Genomic DNA, 17409 nt, shown 5'->3' on the forward strand with positions numbered 1-17409 from the left:
CCTTTTGGTTAGCCTAACCTTATGACGAGCACGGAGGCGCCGGCCGAGCGGCCGACCATGACGTACCAGGTGGTCCGGGTGACCGCCGTCGAGCGGCTGAGCCCGCACATGGCGAGGATCAGCTTCACCGGCGAGAACCTGGCTTCGGTCACCGACCCGGGCCCGGACCAGTACGTCAAGTTCTTCTTCCCGCTTCCCGGCGAGCGGCGCCCGCAGCTGCCGCCGCCGCTCGAGGGCGCCGAGGTGCTGTCCTGGTACCGCACCTACCTGGCGATGGCCGACGAGGTCCGGCCGCCGATGCGCACGTACACCATTCGCAAGCACCGCCCGGAGTCCGGCGAGATCGACGTGGACTTCGTGCTGCACGACGACGCCGGCCCCGCGTCGGGCTGGGCGGCGCGGGCCGAGCCGGGCGACGAGGTGATCTTCCTCAGCCCGCCGACCGCGCTGTACGTGCCGCCGGAGGATGTCGCCTGGCAGCTGCTGGTCGGCGACGAGGCGGCCATCCCGGCGCTCGGCGCGATCGTGGAGAGGCTGGCCCCCGGCTCGGTCGCGGTGGCCTACATCGAGGTCTCCGGCCCGGAAGAAGAGCAGACCTTCGACACCCGCGGCGACGTCCGGATCCACTGGGTGCACCGCGGCAGCAGGCCGCACGGCGAGGCCGTGCTGGACGCCGTCCGCGCGGCCGAATTCCCCGACGGCGCACCGTATGCGTGGGTGTCCGGGGAGGCGGGGCTGATCAAATTCGTGCGACGGCACCTGGTGCGCGAGCGCGGGGTGGACAAGCGGGCGATCACCTTCACCGGCTACTGGCGGCTCGGCAAGAGCGAGGAGCAGGCCGCCCGCGAAAGCGTCCGCCAGATCGAGTCCGGCGAGCTCCCCGCCGACGACGACTAACGTCGTGAGTGAAAACTGTTGCCGGGGCAACGGTTTTCACTCACGACCTCTGACCTGCGGTTTCAGCCGTTGAAGGTGTCCGGGTCCGGGCCGGTGCGACGGCCGGCGTCCAGCTTGTCGATCACCCGCAGGTCTTCGGCGTCCAGCTCGAAGTCGAAGATGTCGATGTTCTCGCGAATCCTGGCCGGGGTCCCGGACTTGGGGAACACGATGTTGCCGAGCTGAACGTGCCAGCGCAGCACGAGCTGCGCCGCCGACCTGCCGTACTTGCCGGCCAGCTCGGTCAGGATCGGGTCGCCGAGCAGATCGGCCTGCGCGAGCGGGCTCCACGCCTCGGTCGCGATCCCGTGCGACTGGTGATAGGCGCGCAGCTCGGTCTGCTGCAGCGCGGGGTGCAGCTCGATCTGGTTGACCGCCGGCACGATCTCGGCTTCCTCGATCAGCCGATCCAGGTGCGCCGGCTGGAAGTTGGACACCCCGATCGCCTTCGCCTTGCCCGAGCGCAGGATCTCCTCGAAGCCGCGCCAGGTGCGCAGATACCTGTCCTGGGCCGGCAGTGGCCAGTGGATCAGGTAGAGGTCGACGTAGTCCGTGTTGAGCCGCCGCAGGCTGCCTTCGAGCGCGGTGATCGCGCTGTCGTGGCCCTGCGCGTCGTTCGCCAGCTTGGTGGTGACGAACACCTCGTCCCGGTCGAGGCCGGACGACTTGATGGCTTCGCCGACGCCCTCTTCGTTCTCGTACATCTGCGCGGTGTCGAGATGCCGGTACCCGGCCTCCAGCGCCGCACCGACGGTGTCGGCCGTGCGCTCCGGCGGGATCTGGAACACGCCGAACCCGAACTGCGGAATGGTCGTACCGTTGTTCAGCTCGACGTCCGGCACCTGGTTCGTCGTAGTACTCATACTCGCCTGCCTACCCGCATGCCGGGACCGCGAAACGGGACGGCTCAGCCCGTCATGCTGCCGACTGAATCACGCGCCCGATCGCCCTCCGGCGCGCCCTCCCGTGCGCAGTGCGCGCAGCAGAAGAACTGCTGGCCGACCTGGATTCCGTGCCCCACCACCCGGCACTGGCAGTGCTCGCAGATCGGGGCCAGCTGATGGATCGCGCACTCGAACGAGTCGAAGGTGTGCACGGCACCGCTGCGCACCCGGACTTCGAACGCCAGGTCGTAGTCGTTCCCGCAAACCTCGCAAGCCGCCATGATCGGTTCACCCTCCCGCGTTGCCGGGATTTCCCTGACGCACCTGGGCATTCCCGGTTGGACGGAACGGCAAACCTACCGGCCGGAGCCGCCGAGTTCCGCGACGAGCAGCTTGACCAGCGCACCGAGGCGCTGACGCTCCGGTTCCGCGGTGGGCACGCCCAGCTCGGCCAGCGGTGCCGCGGTGATCGGCCCGACGCAGGCGCAGAGCACCTTCCCGTCCCGCAGCACGGTCAGCAGCTCGTCGAACCGGCCGTGCTCGCGCGCCAGGTTCAGCAGGTTCGCCGCGGCGGGCGCGCTGGTGAAGGCCAGCGCGGTCAGCCCGCCGTCGATCACCTCGTCGATCATCCGGTACGCCGGGCCGGGGTCGACCGGGGACAGCCAGCGGTACGGCTGCACCTCGACCACCCGCGCGCCCGCATCCTGCAGGGGCTTGGTGAACTCCGGCAGCGCCGAACCGTGCAGCTGCACCGCGATCCGCGCGCCGGACACCCCGTCCGCCAGCAGCCCGCGGAACAGCTCGGCGTTGCTCTCCGTCGGCGCGGACCACGCCTCGCGCAGCCGCACCCCGCGGACCGCGCCGGTCGCCTTCGGCCCGCGCGTGAACACCCGCGAGCCGTCCAGCGCTTCGATCAGCTCTTCCCGGAGACCCCAGCCCTCGGCCGCGTCCACCCAGCCGCGGAAACCGGCGCCGGTGGTGACCGCGGTCAGGTCGACCGGCTCGGCCAGCACGTCGTCGGTGGCCGCGCGGAGCTGCGTGTCGTCGGGCAGCGGCACGATCCGGATCGTGGGTGCGTGCCGGACGGCGGCGCCGTTGCGTTCCAGTGCGGCGGCGAACTCCTCCGCCCGCCGCTCCGCGGTGATCCCGATGGTGACTCCGGTCAACCCGGTCAACTCAGCCATAGAAAGTGCCCATCTCCTTGACGACCTCGGCGACCCGCTCGCGCAGTTCCGGGGGCCCCAGTACCCGCAGCTGCGGCCCGTACTGCAGCAGCTGGCCGAGCGCGGCCTCGCCCGCCTCCACCGGCAGCTCCACTCGCAACCAGCCGTCCTCGTCCGCTTCCTCGGGACCGTCCTCGGCTTCGCGAACGGCCCGCGCGCCCACCGCGCCGTGGTAGAACGCTACGAGAGCCCGCGCCCGTGGCGACATGCGGACCTCCGCCAGCCGCGGGAACATCCGCCGCTCGAACTGTTCGGACCACTCCTGCCAGTACGCGGAGAGGTCGAAGTCCTCCGGTCGCTCGAAGAACTCGCCGGTCTCCGTCAGCTCGAGTATGCGGGAAATCCGGTAGGTCCGGTCGCTGCCTTCGCATCGGGCGGCCAGGTACCAGTTGCCGGCCTTGAGCACCAGCCCGAGCGGCTCCAGCGCCCGCGTCACCTCGCGGTTGCCCCAGCGCTGGTAGCGCACCTCGATCCGGCGGGACTGCCAGACCGCCTCCGCCACCTCGGCCAGCCGCGGCAGGCTCTCGATCCCGCGGTGCCAGCCGGGCACGTCGAGGTAGAACCGCTCGGCCACCTTGCCGGCGCGGCCGCGCAGTTCGGCCGGCAGCGCGGCGTAGAGCTTGAGCTGGGCCGCCGCCAGCACCGTGCCGAGCCCGAGTTCCGCGGCCGCGCCGGGCAGCCCGGCCAGCGAAAGCGACTGGGCCTCCTCCTCGGTCATCCCGGTCAGCCTGGTCCGGTAGCCGTCCACCAGCTGGTAACCACCGGCCCGTCCCCGGTCGGCGTAGACCGGCACGCCGGACGCGGAAAGCGCCTCGATGTCCCGATACACCGTGCGTACCGAGACTTCGAGCTCGGCGGCCAGCTCGTCGGCCGTCATCCGCCCCCGGTTCTGCAGCAGCAACAGCACCGAGAGCAACCTGCTGGCCCGCATGCCGCCCATTCTTCCCCAGAACCCTGACGAATCCTGGCAAGTTTACTGAGTTATATTATTAACTAGGTAAACAACAGGAGGAAGTCATGCGCATTGGTGTCGCCATCCCGCCCGACCACAGCGCGCTGCCCGAGCAGGGCAACTCGGTGGACGCGCTGCTGGACACGGCGGCCGAGCTCGCCGAAGCCGGCCTGAGCGCGGTCTGGTTCACCCAGCGGTTCGACCACGACGCGATGATGGTGGCCGCGCTGACCGCCAGGGCGGTGCCGGGCATCGACGTGGGCACCGCGGTGGTACCGATTCCGGCACGCCACCCGATCGTGCTGTCCAGCCAGGCGCAGACCGCGCAGGCGGCCGGCCACGGGCGGTTCACCCTCGGCCTCGGCATGTCGATCGGGTCCTTTATCGAGCAGACCTACGGAATCGCGCCGGGACGGCGGAACCGGCATCTGCGCGAGTATCTGACGGTGCTGCGCGAGCTGCTCGAGAACGGCACCGCGGACCTGGCCGGCGAGACGCTCACCGCGCGGACCTCGTGGCCGGGCCGCGTTCCCGGCGCCCGGCCGCGGGTGCCGGTCCTGCTCGCCGCGGCGGGCCCGCTGGCCCTGCGCGCCGCCGCCGAACTGGCGGACGGCGCGCTGCCGATCATGTCCGGCCCGCGCACCATCGCCGAGTACACCGTGCCGACCCTCACCAGGCACGCCGAAGCGGCGGGACGGCCGGCACCCCGGATCGCCGCGATCGTCTCCGGGGTGGTGACCACCGATGTGGACGGTGCCAGGGCCCGCGCGGAGCGGAACATGGCCCAGCACGCCACCCTGCCCGCCTACCGGGCCGCGCTGGACCGCGAAGGCGTGCGCAATCCGGCCGACCTGGTCGCGATCGGTGCCGAAGAACTGCTCGCCGCCCAGGTGCGGAGCTACTCCGAGGCCGGCGTGACCGAGCTGGTCTACAGCCAGACCTCACTCGGGTCGCCGGCGGACCAACGCCGCACCTGGCGGCTGCTCGGCGAACTCGTCCGGAAAACCTGACACAACCTGTCAGGTAAGCGCGGCAGAGTGCTTCCCATGAGCGAAAACACCTTCACCACCGCCGCCTGGGACGAGAAGATCGTGGCCGGCGCGGAGGACACCAACCGAGTCGCACATGTGCACAGCAAGAACAAGTACGCGGGCCTGATCGAGGGCGAGGGCACCAGCGACTACCTGCTCTACTACCCGGGCGCCGGCTACGACGGCAAGGGCATCACCTCGTCCGGGCTGGAGTGGATCGAAGGCAGCGTGGACGGGCGCGAGGGCGCTTTCGTGGTCCGGCACGAGGTAGGTTTCGACACCGAGGGCGTGCACGGCACCTGGACGGTGGTCGACGGTTCCGGGACCGGTGAGCTGGCCGGGATCTCCGGCAGCGGCACCATCTCCAGCACGTTCGGCGAACCATCGTCGGCCTACACCTTCGACTACCAGCTCTGACCGGGAGGCCGCGATGCTCAACGTGGACCGCAAGCAGGTGCTCGCGTACCGCATCGCGGCGCACGGCCTGCACCGGCGGGAGCGGGACCCGGTGAAACTCGCCGTGTTCGACCTCGGCCTGCAGGACAGCCTGGGACACACCGCGCTTTACGGGCTGGCCGCGCGGCTGGCCGGCGAAGTCACCGAGGAGTCCCTTGTGGACAATCTGGGACTCACCCTGACCTGGTCGCATCGCGGGGCGCCGCACTACCACCGCTCCGGTGAGCTGGCCTCGCTCACCGCGGCGCTGGTGCCGCTCGGCGAGGCCGACGCGCTGGCCAGGATGGGCTGGCAGCGCAAGCAGGTCGCCGAGGCCGGCCTGCCCGCGACCGACGCGCTGTTCACCGCGGCACGGGCGATCCGCAAGGCGGTGAACCGGACGATGAGCAAGGGCGCGGCCAGCACGGCGGTCACCAAGCTGGTGCCGCCGGGGCTTTCCTACTGGTGCCGGGGCTGCCAGGCGACGCACATCCACGAGCAGCTGATGCGCCTGGCCGCCCTGCCAGGCGGGGTCCGGCTGGAGGCCGGGATCGCGCCGGCCACCCTGGCGCCGATCACCGGCCGCGGCGCCATCAGGACGAAACCGGACGCGGCGGCCGCCACCGAGGTGGTCGCCGCGTACCTCCGGCTGAACGGCCCGTCGACGATGACCGACGCCGGCGGTTTCGTCGGCACCACGAAGACCGTGGCCGCCGAGATGTGGCCGGAGGGGCTGGCCGAGGTCAGGGTGGACGGCGCGCCGGCGTTCCTGCCCGAGACGCGGCTCGCCGAGTTGGAGAGCCCGCCGGAACCCGACCTGGTCCGGCTGCTGCCAGCCTGGGACCTGTTCCTGAACACCAAGAACAAGGCGCTGCTGGTGCCGGAAAAGGCGCGGCAGAAGGAGATCTGGCGGATGCTCGGCAACCCCGGGGTGCTGATCGCGGACGGCGACGTCGCCGGCACCTGGCGGGCGAAAGCCGGTGGCCGCAAACGGCTCGACTTCACCTTCAGTCCCTTTTGGACACTTGCGCCGCCCGATCGCGGTGCCGCCGAGGCCGAAGCCGAACGCGTCGCCGCCGCCCGCTCCTTCCCCGACCTGCGCGTCACCTGGTCGTGAGTGCTCGGTCGTGCCGTTCGGCCGTCCGCCGAGCTTCGTCATGGCGAACTCGCCGTGCGCCAACGGTCAACTCACCGAGGCCGAACGTGGGACTCGCCGAAGCGGGCCCGACACACCGGCGAGTCCCACATTCGCGGGGCGCGAGTGCCACGTTCGGGGCTGGCGAGTTCTACATCCATGCCAGCGGGAAGGGTCAGGCGGCGGCGGAACGGGTGAGGGCTTCGGAGTAGCGGCGGAGGATCAGGTCGGCGACGCGGGGGTGGGCACCGAGCGGGTCGGAGACCACGGCCGCGCCGGAGTCTCGCGCTCGCCGGTGGAAGAGGCCGGGGGCCAGCAGCCAGGAGGCCACCGCGACCCGGCCGGGAGTGGCACCGGCCAAATCCGCCAGTGACGGTGACGCGGTCGCCGCGTAGCCGACCCGCACCGGCGTCGCCAGCCTGGCAGCCAGGGCGTCCGCGGCGGAGCGGACTTCGGCCAGCGCGTGCGGGTCGCTGGAGCCAGCGGCGCCGAGCAGCACCCGGTCGCCTCGGCGGTAACCGGCCGCGCGCAGGCGGTCGGCCAACACGTCGAGCAGCTCAGGGGCGGGACCGAAGGCGTCCGCCACGGTCACCGCGGGATGCCCGGCGGCCTCGATCTGCGCCGGGATGTCCGTGCGCACGTGATAGCCGGACGCCAGGAACGCGGGCACCACCACCGCGGGCCGACGCAGGCCGCGCAGCACCTCGGTGACATCCGGCGCCCGCACGTCCGCGTAGGCGACGCGCACCGGCACGCCCCGCGCGCGCACCAGGTCCGCCAGCTCCGCCACCACACGCGCGCCGGCCGGGTCACGGGTGCCGTGCGCGGCCAGCACGATCATGCCGGCTCCCGTTCGACCGCCAGCCGATAGCCGCGCTTGACCACGGTCTGCACCAGCTTCCCCTCCCCCAGCGACGTTCGAAGTCTACCGATCGCCGTCTCCACCGCGTGCTCCTCACCACCACCCGGCAACGCCGAGATCAACTCCCGCCGGGACACCACCCGGCCCGGATTCGCCGCCAGCGCCCGCAGCACCGCCATCGGCGCCGGCGCCACCTCGCACAGCTCACCGTCCACAATGGCCGCCTGACCGCGCAGCTCGACCTGCCGCCCGGCCGCGCACAGCCGCGGCGAGGACGTCACCAGCGCCTCCGACACGGTCCGCGCCAGCGCGCCGATCCTGGCCCGCTCCGGCTGCACCGCACCGATCCCGTACGCGACCAGCGGACCGGCCGTGATCGGCCCGACGCAGGCCACCACCACCCGGTTCAGCAGCGCGTTCACCAGCGCCGGCAGCCGCCCGCTCCGCTTGGCCATGGCCAGCATGCTGGCCGCCGCCGGCGCGCTGGTGAACGGCATCGCGTCGATCGAGCCGTCCAGCACCGCGTCCACCAGCCGGTCCAGCGGGCCGGGATCGGCGGGCCCGACCCAGCGGTACACCGGGATCTCGATCACCTCGGCACCCGCGCCGCGCAGCGCGTCCGCGAAGTACGGCAACGGCTCACCGTGCAGCTGCACCGCGATCCGCTGCCCCTCGACCCCGCTGGAAAGCAGATGCTGCAACAACTCGGCGTTGCTCTCCGACGCCGGTGAGTAGTCCTCGGACAGCCCGGCCGCCCGGATCGCGCCCTTCGCCTTCGGTCCGCGGGTCATCACCGAGGACCGGCTCAGCCCGGCCAGCAGCTGCTCGCCGAGCCCCCAGCCCTCGGCCGCCTCGATCCAGCCGCGGAAGCCGATCCCGGTGGTGGCCACCACCACGGCCGGCGGGTCGTCGAGCAGGTTCCTGGTCGCCGAGTACAGCTCGGTGTCGTCGGACAGCGGCACGATCCGGATCGCCGGGCCGTACCGCACGGTCGCGCCCTTGCGCACGAACAGCGCGCCGAGCTCGTCGGCGCGCCTGGCGGCCGTGATGCCGACCGCGTATCCGGCCAGCGGCAGGATGTTCGGGTGGATCATGGCGAACCCACGTGCAGCACTCCATCGAGCACCTGAAGCGGATAGGTCGGCACCCGCACCCCGTCGGCGTCCAGGCACTCGCCGGTGCGCAGGTCGAAACGCTCCTTGTAGACCGGCGACGCGACCACCGGCACTCCGTCGGCATCCCCGACGATTCCGCGCGCCAGCACCGCGGCCCCACTGCAAGGGTCCAAATTGGACAGTGCGTGGAACTCGTCGTGCACGGTACGGAACAGGGCCACCTGCCGCCCGTCCGGCAGCAGCGCGGCCACCCCGGCGCCCGGCGTCAGCTCGGACACCGCGCAGACCCGCACCCAGGTCTGTCCGGCAGACTCAGTGGACTCAGCGGACTCAATGGACAAGGTCATTGCCGACCACCTCCGGCATTCCGAGCAGCACCGGCACCTGCTGCTCACGTTCGGTACGGAAACTGATCGTCGGGTCCGGTGTGCCCGGCGCGTTCACGAAGGAGGTGAACCTGGCCAGCTTCTCCGGGTCGGCCAGCACCCCGCGCCATTCGTCCTCGTAGTTGCCGATGTGCTCGGCCATCGCCGCGTCCAGGTCGGCGCAGATGCCGAGGCTGTCGTCCACGATCACCGCGCGCAGGTGGTCGAGGCCGCCGTCCAGCTCCTCCACCCACGGCGCGGTGCGCTGCAGCCGGTCCGCGGTGCGCACGTAGAACATCAGGAACCGGTCGATGGTCCGGATCAGCGTCTCGGTGTCCACACCGGACAGCAGCAGGTCGGCGTGCCGCGGCGTGGCGCCGCCGTTGCCGCCGACGTAGAGGTTCCAGCCCTCGTCGGTGGCGATCACGCCGAAGTCCTTGCTCCTTGCTTCGGCGCACTCGCGGGCACAGCCGGACACCCCGGACTTGAGCTTGTGCGGCGAGCGCAGCCCGCGGTACCGCAGCTCCAGCTCCACCGCCAGGCCGACACTGTCCTGCACCCCGTACCGGCACCAGGTGGCGCCGACGCAGGACTTCACCGTGCGCAGCGCCTTCCCGTAGGCGTGCCCGGACTCGAACCCGGCGTCCACCAGCCGCCGCCAGATCTCCGGGAGCTGGTCCACGGTCGCGCCGAACAGGTCGATCCGCTGCCCGCCGGTGATCTTCGTGTACAGCCCGAAGTCCTTGGCCACCTGGCCGATCACGATCAGCTTGTCCGGGGTGATCTCGCCACCGGGCACCCGCGGCACCACCGAGTAGGTGCCGTTGCGCTGCAGGTTCGCCAGGAACCGGTCGTTGGTGTCCTGCAGGGTGGCCTGTTCACCGCCGAGGATGTGACCGTTGCCGAGGGTGGCCAGGATCGAGGCGACCGCCGGCTTGCAGATCGCGCAGCCGCTGCCCTTGCCGTGCTTGGTGATCAGCTCGCTGAAGGTGCCGACCCTGGTCGCCCGCACGATCTCGAACAGCTCCGCGCGCGACTGCGGGAAGTGCTCGCAGAGCGCCTTCGACTGCTCGACCCCGCAGGAGGTGAGCAGCTTGCCCAGCATCGGCACGCAGGAACCGCAGGAGGTACCCGCCCTGGTGCAGGACTTGATCTTGGCGACCGAATCGCAGCCACCACCGGTGATCGCCTCGGTGATCGCACCCTTGCTGACCGCGTTGCACGAGCAGACCTGCGCCTCGGCGGGCAGCGCGTCCACCCCGACCCCGCCCGAACCGCCGTCCGGCGCCAGTATCGCGCCGGGATCGGCCGGCAGTGGCCGCCCGACCAGCGCGCGCAGCATGTTGTACTGGCTCGCGTCGCCGACCAGCACCCCGCCGAGCAGGGTCCGGGTGTCGTCAGAGACCACCAGCTTCTGGTAGGTCCCGGCGACCGCGTCGTTGAACATCACCTCCAGCGAGCCTTCGGTGGTCGCGTGCGCGTCGCCGAAGCTGGCCACGTCCACGCCCATCAGCTTCAGCTTGGTGGAGGTGTCGGGTGCCGGGAAGGTCGCGTCGCCGCCAGCCAGCTCGGCGGCCACCACCTCGGCCATCGCGTAGCCGGGGGCGACGATGCCGTACACCTTTCCTTCGACCGCGGCGCATTCGCCGATCGCGTAGATCGACGGGTCCGCAGTTCGGCAATGCGCGTCGACAAGAACACCTCCGCGGTTCCCGACCTCGAGACCGCAGTCCCTGGCCAGCTCGTCCCTCGGCCGCACCCCGGCGGAGAAGACCACCAGATCCACGTCCAGTTCGGTGCCGTTGCCCAGCTTGCCGAGCAGCCGCTCACCGTCCGCCTCGATCGCGTCGGTGGAGGTGCCGGTGTGCACGGTGACGTCCAGCGCGGTGATCAGCCGCCGGAGCAGGCCGCCACCGCCCTCGTCCACCTGCAGCGGCATCAGGCGCGGGCCCATCTCCACCACGTGCGGGGACAAACCCATGTCCCGCAACGCTTTCGCCGCTTCCAGCCCGAGCAGCCCGCCGCCGATCACCAGCGCCGCTCGGCGGCCACGGCCGGACCGGCCGGCGGCGGCGCGGATCGCGTCCAGGTCCTCGATGGTCCGGTAGACGAAACAGCCCGGCAGGTCGTGCCCCGGCACCGGTGGCACGAACGGCTTCGAGCCGGTGGCCAGCACCAGCGCGTCGTAGGACTGCTCCAGCCCGGCGGCGGTGACCACCACCCGACGCTCGCGGTCCACCCGCCGCACCGGGTCGCCGAGCCGGAGCTCGACCTGCGGGTCGTCCGCGTAGTCCGCGCCTGGCAGTGCCAACGACTCCGGCCGCCAGTCGTCCACATAGGACGTGAGAGCGACGCGGTCGTAGGCCGGCCGGTTCTCCTCGGCCAGTACCACCACCCGCCAGTCCCCCGCGGTGTCCTCGGCACGGATCGCCTCCACCAAGCGGTGGGCGACCATGCCATGTCCGGCCACGACCAGAGTGCGCGCCATACCTCGAACCTCCTCCGTACCGCTACCGCTCAGACCTCTGCGTGCGCCAGTGCCAGCCCGCGCTGGCTCGTCTCCGCCGCCGGCTTGCGCAGGTAGACCGCCCAGGTGACGGCGAAGCAAACGCCGTAGAAGGCCAGGAAGGCGACGAACGCCGGCACCCCGCTCTTCGTGTCCGCGAACGACTGCCGGAACGCCAGGTTGATGAACAGCCCGCCCAGTGCGCCGATCGCGCCGGCCAGCCCGATCAGCGCGCCGGAAAGCTTGCGTGCCTTGAGCAGCTCGGCGGTCTTGTCGGCGCCGCTCTCGATGGCCGCCTTCGCCTTGACCCGGAAGATCGCCGGGATCATCTTGTACGTGGAGCCGTTGCCGACACCGGTCAGCACGAACAGCACGATGAAGGCGACGGTGAACAGCGCCAGCGAGTTCGTGTTCGACGCCAGGATCAGCACCCCGGTCGCCAATGCCATGCCGACGAAGGTGGCGAAGGTGACCTTCGCGCCGCCGAGCCGGTCCGCCAGCCAGCCACCGGCCGGCCTGGAGAAGGACCCGAGCAGCGGCCCGAGGAAGGTCACCGCGGCCGCCTGCAGCGGGCTGCGGCCGAACTGGTTCTGCAGCACCAGGCCGAACGCAAAGCTGTAGCCGATGAACGAGCCGAAGGTGCCGATGTAGAGGAAGGACATCACCCAGGTGTGCGAGTCCTTGACCACCTCGCGCATGGCCTTGGTGTCACCCTTGACGGTCGCGAGATTGTCCATGTACCGCCACGCGAAGGCCGCGGCGAGCACGATCAGCGGGATGTAGATGTAGAGCACCAGCCGGGGCTCGGTCGCGCCGGCGGTGCTGATCACCAGCAGCCCGATCAGCTGGATCGCGGCCACTCCCAGGTTGCCGCCACCCGCGTTCAGGCCGAGCGCCGCACCCTTGAGCCGTTCCGGGTAGAAGGTGTTGATGTTGGTCATCGAGGACGCGAAGTTGCCGCCGCCGACGCCGCCGAGCGCGGCCACCACCATGAACGTGGTCAGCGAAGTACCCGGCTCCAGCACCACGGCCGCCAGCACGGTCGGGATGAGCAGCAGCGCGGCGCTGATGATCGTCCAGTTGCGTCCGCCGAACTTCGCCACCGCGAAGGTGTACGGAAGCCGCATCAGCGCGCCGACCAGGGTCGGCGTGGAGACCAGCAGGAACTTGTCGGCCGCGGAGAGCCCGTACTCCGGTCCCATGAACAGCACCATCACCGACCACAAGGTCCAGATGGAGAAGCCGACGTGCTCGGCGAAGACGGAGAACCAGAGGTTGCGACGAGCGATCCGTTTCCCGGTGGACTCCCAGAACGACTCGTCCTCCGGGTCCCAGTGCTCGATCCAGCGTTTACCGCGAGTGCCGGTAGTTGCGCTCATACTTCCTCCTGGTCGACGTTTCCGCAGGTCAGCGGTCGTGAGTGAAAAGTGTTGCCCTGGCAACGCTTTTCACTCACGAGGCGGGAAGGGCGGGTCATTGGGCACGCAGCCAGTCCGCGATCCCGGACACCGCGTCGGCACAGCCGCCGCAGCCGGTGGTCGCCCTGGTCGCCGTGGCCAGCTGGGCGACGTCGGTGGCACCGGCCCGCCAGGCGTCCACCAGGCGGGCCTTGCTGACCGTGTTGCACCGGCAGACCACCGCGGACGCGGGCAGGTCCGCCGGGCTGGTCGCGGGCGCCACCCCCGGCGGCAGCGCGCGGCCGAGCAGCAGGCCAAGCCGGTCGGCCGGGACGGGGGTGCGCCGGTCGTAGAACTGGGTGATGGTGGCGGCCGCGTCCGGCAGGCCGAGCACGATCGCGCCGGCCACCCGGTCCTCCCGGAGCACCAGCTTGGCGTACCGGCCACGGGCGGGGTCTTCGAAGCAGACCACCTCGGCGTCCGGGTCGGTGAGCTCGATCTGCGCCTCACCCAGCGCCGCCAGGTCCACCCCGCGCGCCTTCAGCCGGGTGACCACCGGGGTCCCGCGGTAACGCGCAGCGGTGTCGACGCCGGTGAGCAGGTCCGCGAGCACCTCCGCCTGCTCGTAGGCCGGCTGCACCAGCCCGGACACCGTGCCGGGATGCTGAGCGCAGTCACCGATCGCGTGCACCCTGCCGTCGCTGGTGCGCAGCGCGTCGTCCACCAGCACCCCGCGGTCCACGGCCAGTCCGGCTTCGGCGGCGAGTGCGGTCTCCGCCCGCACCCCGGCGGAGACCACCACCAGGTCGGCCTGCACGTGGCTGCCGTCGTCCAGCTTGAGCCCGTCGCCGGGCAGATAGCGGGCCGCGCCGACGCCGATCCGGAAGTCGATGCCCAGTTCGCCGAGCTTGCGGGTCAGCCCACGCGCCGCGCCGGGGTCGAGCTGACGTTCCATCACGTGCGGCGCCGGATGCACCACGGTCACCAGGTTTCCGCGCCCGGCAAGGCCCCTTGCCGCTTCCAGGCCGAGCAGCCCACCGCCGAGCACGGCCACCGGCGCACCGGCACGGGCCGCGTCCAGGATGCGGGCGCAGTCGTCCAGGTTCCGGAAGGCCAGCACGTTCTCGCCGAGTTCCAGTCCCTCCACCGGGGGAACCCACGGCGCGGCACCGGTGGCCAGCACCAGTGCGTCATAGTCCACTTCGGACCCGTCTGCCAGCAGAACTTTCCGTGCCGCGCGGTCGATCCTGGTCGCCTCGGCCCCGGTGCGCAGGTCGATACCGCGCCGCTCGGCCCAGTCGTGCTCGTGCAGCCGCACCGCCTCCGGGCGCATGGTGCCGGCGACCACCGCGGAGAGCAGCACCCGGTTGTAGGCGTGGTGGCGTTCCGCGCCGAGCACGGTCAGCGTCACCCGCTCGCCTTCGGGATCGCGGCGGTGGATCTCGTCGGCCAACCGGGCGCCGGCCATCCCGTAGCCGAGCACCACCACCCGCCGCGGCGTCATGATTCGTCCTTTTTGGACAATCGGGCGGCGCACACCTTGAACTCCGGCATCCGGCTGGACGGGTCCAGCGCGGGGTTGGTCAGCAGGTTCGCCCGTCCGGCGCCGCCGAAGTGGAACGGCAGGAACACGGTGTCCGGCCGCATCGACTCCACGCAGCGCACCAACGCCACCGTCTCCCCGCGCCGGGACGCGACGAGCGCCTGCTCGCCGTCGGCCAGCCCGGCCCTGGCCGCGGTGTCCGGGTGCACCTCCACGAAGACCTCCGGAACCGCGTCGTTGAGCTCGGCCACCAGCCGGGTCTGCGCGCCGGACTGGTAGTGCTGCAGCACCCGCCCGGTGGTGGCCAGCAGCGGGTACTCGGGGTCCGGCGGCTCGGCCGGGCCGGTGTGCTCCACCGCGGCGAACCTGGCCAACCCGTCCGGATGGGCGAACCGGTCCAGGAAAACCCTTGGCGTACCGGGATGTCCTGGCCCTGGCGCCGGCCAGTAAAGCGCTTCGCCCGCGCGCAGCCGGTCGTAGTCGATGCCCGAGTAGTCGGCGATCCCACCCGCGCTGGCCGCGCGAAGCTCGGTGAACACGGTCTCCGCGTGCACCGGGAACCGGTCACCGGGCTGACCGAGCCGCTCCGCCAGCCCGGACAGCACCTCCAGGTCGGTCCGCACCCCCGGCGGCGGCTCGATCGCCTTGCGGCGCAGCAGCACCCGACCTTCCAGGTTGGTCATGGTGCCGTCCTCCTCCGCCCACTGGGTCACCGGCAGCACCACGTCGGCCGCGGCCGAGGTCTCCGACAGCACCAGATCGGCCACCACCAGTAAGTCCAATGAGGACAGTCGCTCGGCGACGCGCGCGGAACGCGGCGCGGAGACCACGACGTTGCTGCCGAACACCAGCAGCGCCTTCGGTCCTCCCTCGGTGCCCAAGGCGTCCAGCAGCTCGTAGGCGGACCGGCCCGGCCCCGGCAGCGACTCCGGCGGCACACCCCAGACCCCGGCGACGTGCTCGCGGGCGGCCGAGTCGTCGATCTTGCGGTAGCCGGGGAGCTGGTCGGCCTTCTGGCCGTGCTCGCGCCCGCCCTGGCCGTTGCCCTGCCCGGTCAGACAGCCGAACCCGGAACCGGCGCGGCCGGGCAGGCCCAGCGCGAGCGCCAGGTTGATCCAGCCGCTGACCATGTCCGTGCCACCGGCGTGCTGCTCGGTGCCGCGCGCGGTGAGCACGTAGGCGTTCTTCGCACCGGCCAGCTTGGCCGCCACCCGCCGCTGGTCCGCGGCGGACACCCCGGTCACCCGCTCCACCCGCTCCGGCCACCAGGCCGCGGCGATCCGCCACGCCTCGCCGAAACCGCGGGTCCGTTCGTCCAAATAGGACTGATCGAGGTGACCGTCGGCGACCACCGCGTGCAGGATGCCCAGCGCCAGTGCCAGGTCGGTGCCCGGCGCCGGCGCCAGGTGCAGGCTCGCCTGCTCGGCGGTCGGCGTGCGCCTCGGGTCGACCACGATCAGCCCGCCGGCGTCCGCGGCGGCGCGCAGGTGCTGGGTGAACGGCGGCATGGTCTCCGCCGGATTGGCGCCGACCAGCAGCACCGCGTCGGCGTCGGCCAGGTCGGTGAGCGGGAAGGGCAGGCCGCGATCGAGACCGAAAGCCCGGTTCCCGGCCGCGGCGGCCGAAGACATGCAGAACCGGCCGTTGTAGTCGATCTGCGAGGTACCCAACGCGACCCTGGCGAACTTGCCGAGCAGGTATGCCTTCTCGTTGGTCAGCCCACCTCCGCCGAAGACCGCGACCGAGTCCGCGCCGTGCCGGTGCCGGAGTTCGACGAGCCTGTTCGCGATCAGATCGAGCGCGGCGTCCCAGCCCGCCGGGCGCAGCTCACCGCGGACCCGGATCAGCGGACTGGTCAGCCTGGCCGGGGAATCCAGCAGTGCGGCCGAAGTCCACCCCTTCTGGCAGAGGCCGCCCGCGTTGGTCGGGAACTCGCGCGGCTCGACGGTGAGCCGTTCTTCGCCGTGCAGGCTCATGCCGCATTGCAGGGCGCAGTACGGGCAATGCGTTTGCACTGGCGTTCGTCTGGTCAGTAACTCGGCTGGCTCGGCGGTGACCGTCACCCGCGCACCTCCTCTCGCGTCGTGGTTTGACGCTAAGGAGGGCTTGTTACCTGGAAATGCCCGAATGTTTCAGGCAGTTGACATTGCCTGCTCAGATTGGCCGAGGTGTGGTGAAGACTACGGGCTGTGCATACTCGGCCAGCTCTGCGCCGACCTCCGTGAGCTTTGCCGTGATCCGCGCCACGGCGTCGTCACCGAGGGGCAGCCGGAACGGCGGATCGTCCATGGCGACGGTCTCGACGATCGCGGCAGCCCCCAGCGCCGGATCACCCGGCGGCTCGTCGTCGACGTACTGCTCCGCGGGATCGGCCGCGTAGTCCTCGATCTTCGCGGCGACCTGATCCGAGTCCGCGCCGCCGAAGCCGGTGTCGAACACCCCCGGCTCGACGAGGACGACCCCGATCCCGAGCGGCGCCAGCTCTTCGCGCAACGCCTCGGCCATACCCTCCAACGCGAACTTCGAGGCCGCGTACACGCCGAACCCCGCTCCAGCGGAGAACCCGCCCATCGAGCTCATCAGCACCAGCCGGCCGGAACGCTGGGCGCGCAGCACCGGCAGCACCGCGCGGGTCACCGCGAGCACGCCGAAAACGTTGGTCTCGAACAAGGTTCTCGCCTCAGCGGGCGAAGTCTCTTCCACCGCACCGAACAGGCCGCGCCCGGCGTTGTGCACCAGCACGTCGATCCGGCCGAAGGCGGCCACCGCGGCCGCGGTGGCCGCCTCGGCTTCCCGCTCGTCGGTCACGTCCAGCCTGAGCGGCAGCAACCGCTCGCCGTAGTCGGCCAGCCCCGCACTCACCTGCTCCGGCCGCCTGGCCGTCGCCACCACCGCGTCGCCCCGCTCCAACGCCGCCTTGGCGATCTCCTTACCGAACCCACGCCCCGCGCCCGTCACCATCCAAATCTTCACCCCCATACCTTAACCCAGACAACTTTTTAACCCAAACAACCCACCCGACCTT

The 17409-nt window shown here is 71.2% G+C and carries 16 protein-coding genes; 4 read left to right on the forward strand and 12 right to left on the reverse strand.

Annotated features, from left to right (window positions below; translation table 11 throughout):
- Nucleotides 1-21: 21 nt before the first annotated feature.
- A complete protein-coding gene (locus tag AMYNI_RS0110635) occupies nt 22-897 on the forward strand; it encodes a siderophore-interacting protein (protein ID WP_020667989.1) in 876 nt (291 codons plus the stop codon).
- Nucleotides 898-959: 62 nt separating this feature from the next.
- Here AMYNI_RS0110635 and AMYNI_RS0110640 read toward each other — a convergent pair whose 3' ends face one another.
- The 4 genes from AMYNI_RS0110640 to AMYNI_RS0110655 form a co-directional block, all read right to left on the reverse strand.
- Entirely contained in the window at nt 960-1799 is an 840-nt protein-coding gene (locus tag AMYNI_RS0110640; RefSeq protein ID WP_026360277.1) for an aldo/keto reductase, read from the reverse strand.
- Between the two features lie 44 nt (nt 1800-1843).
- Nucleotides 1844-2101 (reverse strand): hypothetical protein, encoded by a 258-nt coding sequence (locus AMYNI_RS0110645; RefSeq protein ID WP_020667991.1) that lies wholly within the window; start codon nt 2099-2101, stop codon nt 1844-1846.
- Nucleotides 2102-2176: 75 nt separating this feature from the next.
- Nucleotides 2177-3004 (reverse strand): uroporphyrinogen-III synthase, encoded by an 828-nt coding sequence (locus AMYNI_RS0110650; RefSeq protein WP_020667992.1) that lies wholly within the window; start codon nt 3002-3004, stop codon nt 2177-2179.
- Nucleotides 2997-3974 (reverse strand): helix-turn-helix transcriptional regulator, encoded by a 978-nt coding sequence (locus tag AMYNI_RS0110655; RefSeq protein ID WP_026360278.1) that lies wholly within the window; start codon nt 3972-3974, stop codon nt 2997-2999. Before AMYNI_RS0110655 ends, AMYNI_RS0110650 begins: the two co-directional genes overlap by 8 nt.
- Nucleotides 3975-4060: 86 nt before the next feature.
- On the opposite strand from AMYNI_RS0110655, the gene AMYNI_RS0110660 reads away from it, so the two are divergent.
- The 3 genes from AMYNI_RS0110660 to AMYNI_RS0110670 are packed head-to-tail and all read left to right on the forward strand — an operon-like array spanning nt 4061 to nt 6578.
- Nucleotides 4061-5005 carry a TIGR03564 family F420-dependent LLM class oxidoreductase gene (locus AMYNI_RS0110660; protein ID WP_020667994.1) on the forward strand — a complete coding sequence of 315 codons (945 nt, stop codon included), beginning with the start codon at nt 4061-4063 and terminating at the stop codon, nt 5003-5005.
- 36 nt (nt 5006-5041) lie between these two features.
- A complete protein-coding gene (locus AMYNI_RS0110665) occupies nt 5042-5443 on the forward strand; it encodes a DUF3224 domain-containing protein (RefSeq protein ID WP_020667995.1) in 402 nt (133 codons plus the stop codon).
- A 13-nt stretch (nt 5444-5456) separates the two neighbouring features.
- Nucleotides 5457-6578, forward strand: coding sequence for a DNA glycosylase AlkZ-like family protein (locus AMYNI_RS0110670; RefSeq protein ID WP_020667996.1), 1122 nt, complete (start codon nt 5457-5459; stop codon nt 6576-6578).
- 193 nt (nt 6579-6771) lie between these two features.
- Here the strand turns inward: AMYNI_RS0110670 and AMYNI_RS0110675 are convergent, their stop codons facing one another.
- The 8 genes from AMYNI_RS0110675 to AMYNI_RS0110710 form a co-directional block, all read right to left on the reverse strand.
- Entirely contained in the window at nt 6772-7437 is a 666-nt protein-coding gene (locus AMYNI_RS0110675; protein ID WP_020667997.1) for a sirohydrochlorin chelatase, read from the reverse strand.
- Nucleotides 7434-8552, reverse strand: a complete 1119-nt coding sequence (locus tag AMYNI_RS0110680; RefSeq protein WP_020667998.1) for a uroporphyrinogen-III synthase — start codon at nt 8550-8552, stop codon at nt 7434-7436. The genes AMYNI_RS0110675 and AMYNI_RS0110680 overlap by 4 nt, the downstream gene beginning before the upstream one ends.
- Nucleotides 8549-8920 (reverse strand): nitrite reductase small subunit NirD, encoded by a 372-nt coding sequence (gene nirD / locus AMYNI_RS0110685; protein ID WP_040405662.1) that lies wholly within the window; start codon nt 8918-8920, stop codon nt 8549-8551. Before nirD ends, AMYNI_RS0110680 begins: the two co-directional genes overlap by 4 nt.
- On the reverse strand, nt 8904-11426 hold the full coding sequence (gene nirB, locus AMYNI_RS0110690; protein WP_020668000.1) for a nitrite reductase large subunit NirB: 2523 nt from the start codon (nt 11424-11426) through the stop codon (nt 8904-8906). The genes nirD and nirB overlap by 17 nt, the downstream gene beginning before the upstream one ends.
- 29 nt (nt 11427-11455) lie before the next feature.
- A complete protein-coding gene (locus AMYNI_RS0110695; RefSeq protein WP_020668001.1) occupies nt 11456-12823 on the reverse strand; it encodes a nitrate/nitrite transporter in 1368 nt (455 codons plus the stop codon).
- 94 nt (nt 12824-12917) lie between these two features.
- Nucleotides 12918-14345: an FAD-dependent oxidoreductase gene (locus AMYNI_RS0110700; protein WP_020668002.1), complete on the reverse strand. Its 1428-nt coding sequence runs from the start codon at nt 14343-14345 to the stop codon at nt 12918-12920.
- Nucleotides 14342-16447, reverse strand: a complete 2106-nt coding sequence (locus tag AMYNI_RS0110705; RefSeq protein ID WP_051116300.1) for a molybdopterin oxidoreductase family protein — start codon at nt 16445-16447, stop codon at nt 14342-14344. The genes AMYNI_RS0110700 and AMYNI_RS0110705 overlap by 4 nt, the downstream gene beginning before the upstream one ends.
- A 91-nt stretch (nt 16448-16538) precedes the next feature.
- Nucleotides 16539-17363, reverse strand: coding sequence for an SDR family oxidoreductase (locus AMYNI_RS0110710; protein ID WP_040405664.1), 825 nt, complete (start codon nt 17361-17363; stop codon nt 16539-16541).
- Nucleotides 17364-17409: the final 46 nt, after the last annotated feature.

Origin of the sequence: Amycolatopsis nigrescens CSC17Ta-90 (assembly GCF_000384315.1) — a bacterium.
GTDB lineage: Bacteria > Actinomycetota > Actinomycetes > Mycobacteriales > Pseudonocardiaceae > Amycolatopsis > Amycolatopsis nigrescens.

Bases quoted from the DNA above. Each gene is read 5' to 3' on its own strand.
- AMYNI_RS0110675 (WP_020667997.1), bottom strand. From the start codon at position 7,437: ATGATCGTGCTGGCCGCGCACGGCACCCGTGACCCGGCCGGCGCGCGT.
- nirB (WP_020668000.1), bottom strand. From the start codon at position 11,426: ATGGCGCGCACTCTGGTCGTGGCCGGACATGGCATGGTCGCCCACCGC.
- AMYNI_RS0110645 (WP_020667991.1), bottom strand. From the start codon at position 2,101: ATGGCGGCTTGCGAGGTTTGCGGGAACGACTACGACCTGGCGTTCGAA.
- AMYNI_RS0110635 (WP_020667989.1), top strand. From the start codon at position 22: ATGACGAGCACGGAGGCGCCGGCCGAGCGGCCGACCATGACGTACCAG.
- AMYNI_RS0110695 (WP_020668001.1), bottom strand. From the start codon at position 12,823: ATGAGCGCAACTACCGGCACTCGCGGTAAACGCTGGATCGAGCACTGG.
- AMYNI_RS0110710 (WP_040405664.1), bottom strand. From the start codon at position 17,363: ATGGGGGTGAAGATTTGGATGGTGACGGGCGCGGGGCGTGGGTTCGGT.
- AMYNI_RS0110700 (WP_020668002.1), bottom strand. From the start codon at position 14,345: ATGACGCCGCGGCGGGTGGTGGTGCTCGGCTACGGGATGGCCGGCGCC.
- AMYNI_RS0110650 (WP_020667992.1), bottom strand. From the start codon at position 3,004: ATGGCTGAGTTGACCGGGTTGACCGGAGTCACCATCGGGATCACCGCG.
- AMYNI_RS0110680 (WP_020667998.1), bottom strand. From the start codon at position 8,552: ATGATCCACCCGAACATCCTGCCGCTGGCCGGATACGCGGTCGGCATC.
- AMYNI_RS0110655 (WP_026360278.1), bottom strand. From the start codon at position 3,974: ATGCGGGCCAGCAGGTTGCTCTCGGTGCTGTTGCTGCTGCAGAACCGG.
- AMYNI_RS0110665 (WP_020667995.1), top strand. From the start codon at position 5,042: ATGAGCGAAAACACCTTCACCACCGCCGCCTGGGACGAGAAGATCGTG.
- AMYNI_RS0110640 (WP_026360277.1), bottom strand. From the start codon at position 1,799: ATGAGTACTACGACGAACCAGGTGCCGGACGTCGAGCTGAACAACGGT.
- AMYNI_RS0110660 (WP_020667994.1), top strand. From the start codon at position 4,061: ATGCGCATTGGTGTCGCCATCCCGCCCGACCACAGCGCGCTGCCCGAG.
- nirD (WP_040405662.1), bottom strand. From the start codon at position 8,920: ATGACCTTGTCCATTGAGTCCGCTGAGTCCACTGAGTCTGCCGGACAG.
- AMYNI_RS0110670 (WP_020667996.1), top strand. From the start codon at position 5,457: ATGCTCAACGTGGACCGCAAGCAGGTGCTCGCGTACCGCATCGCGGCG.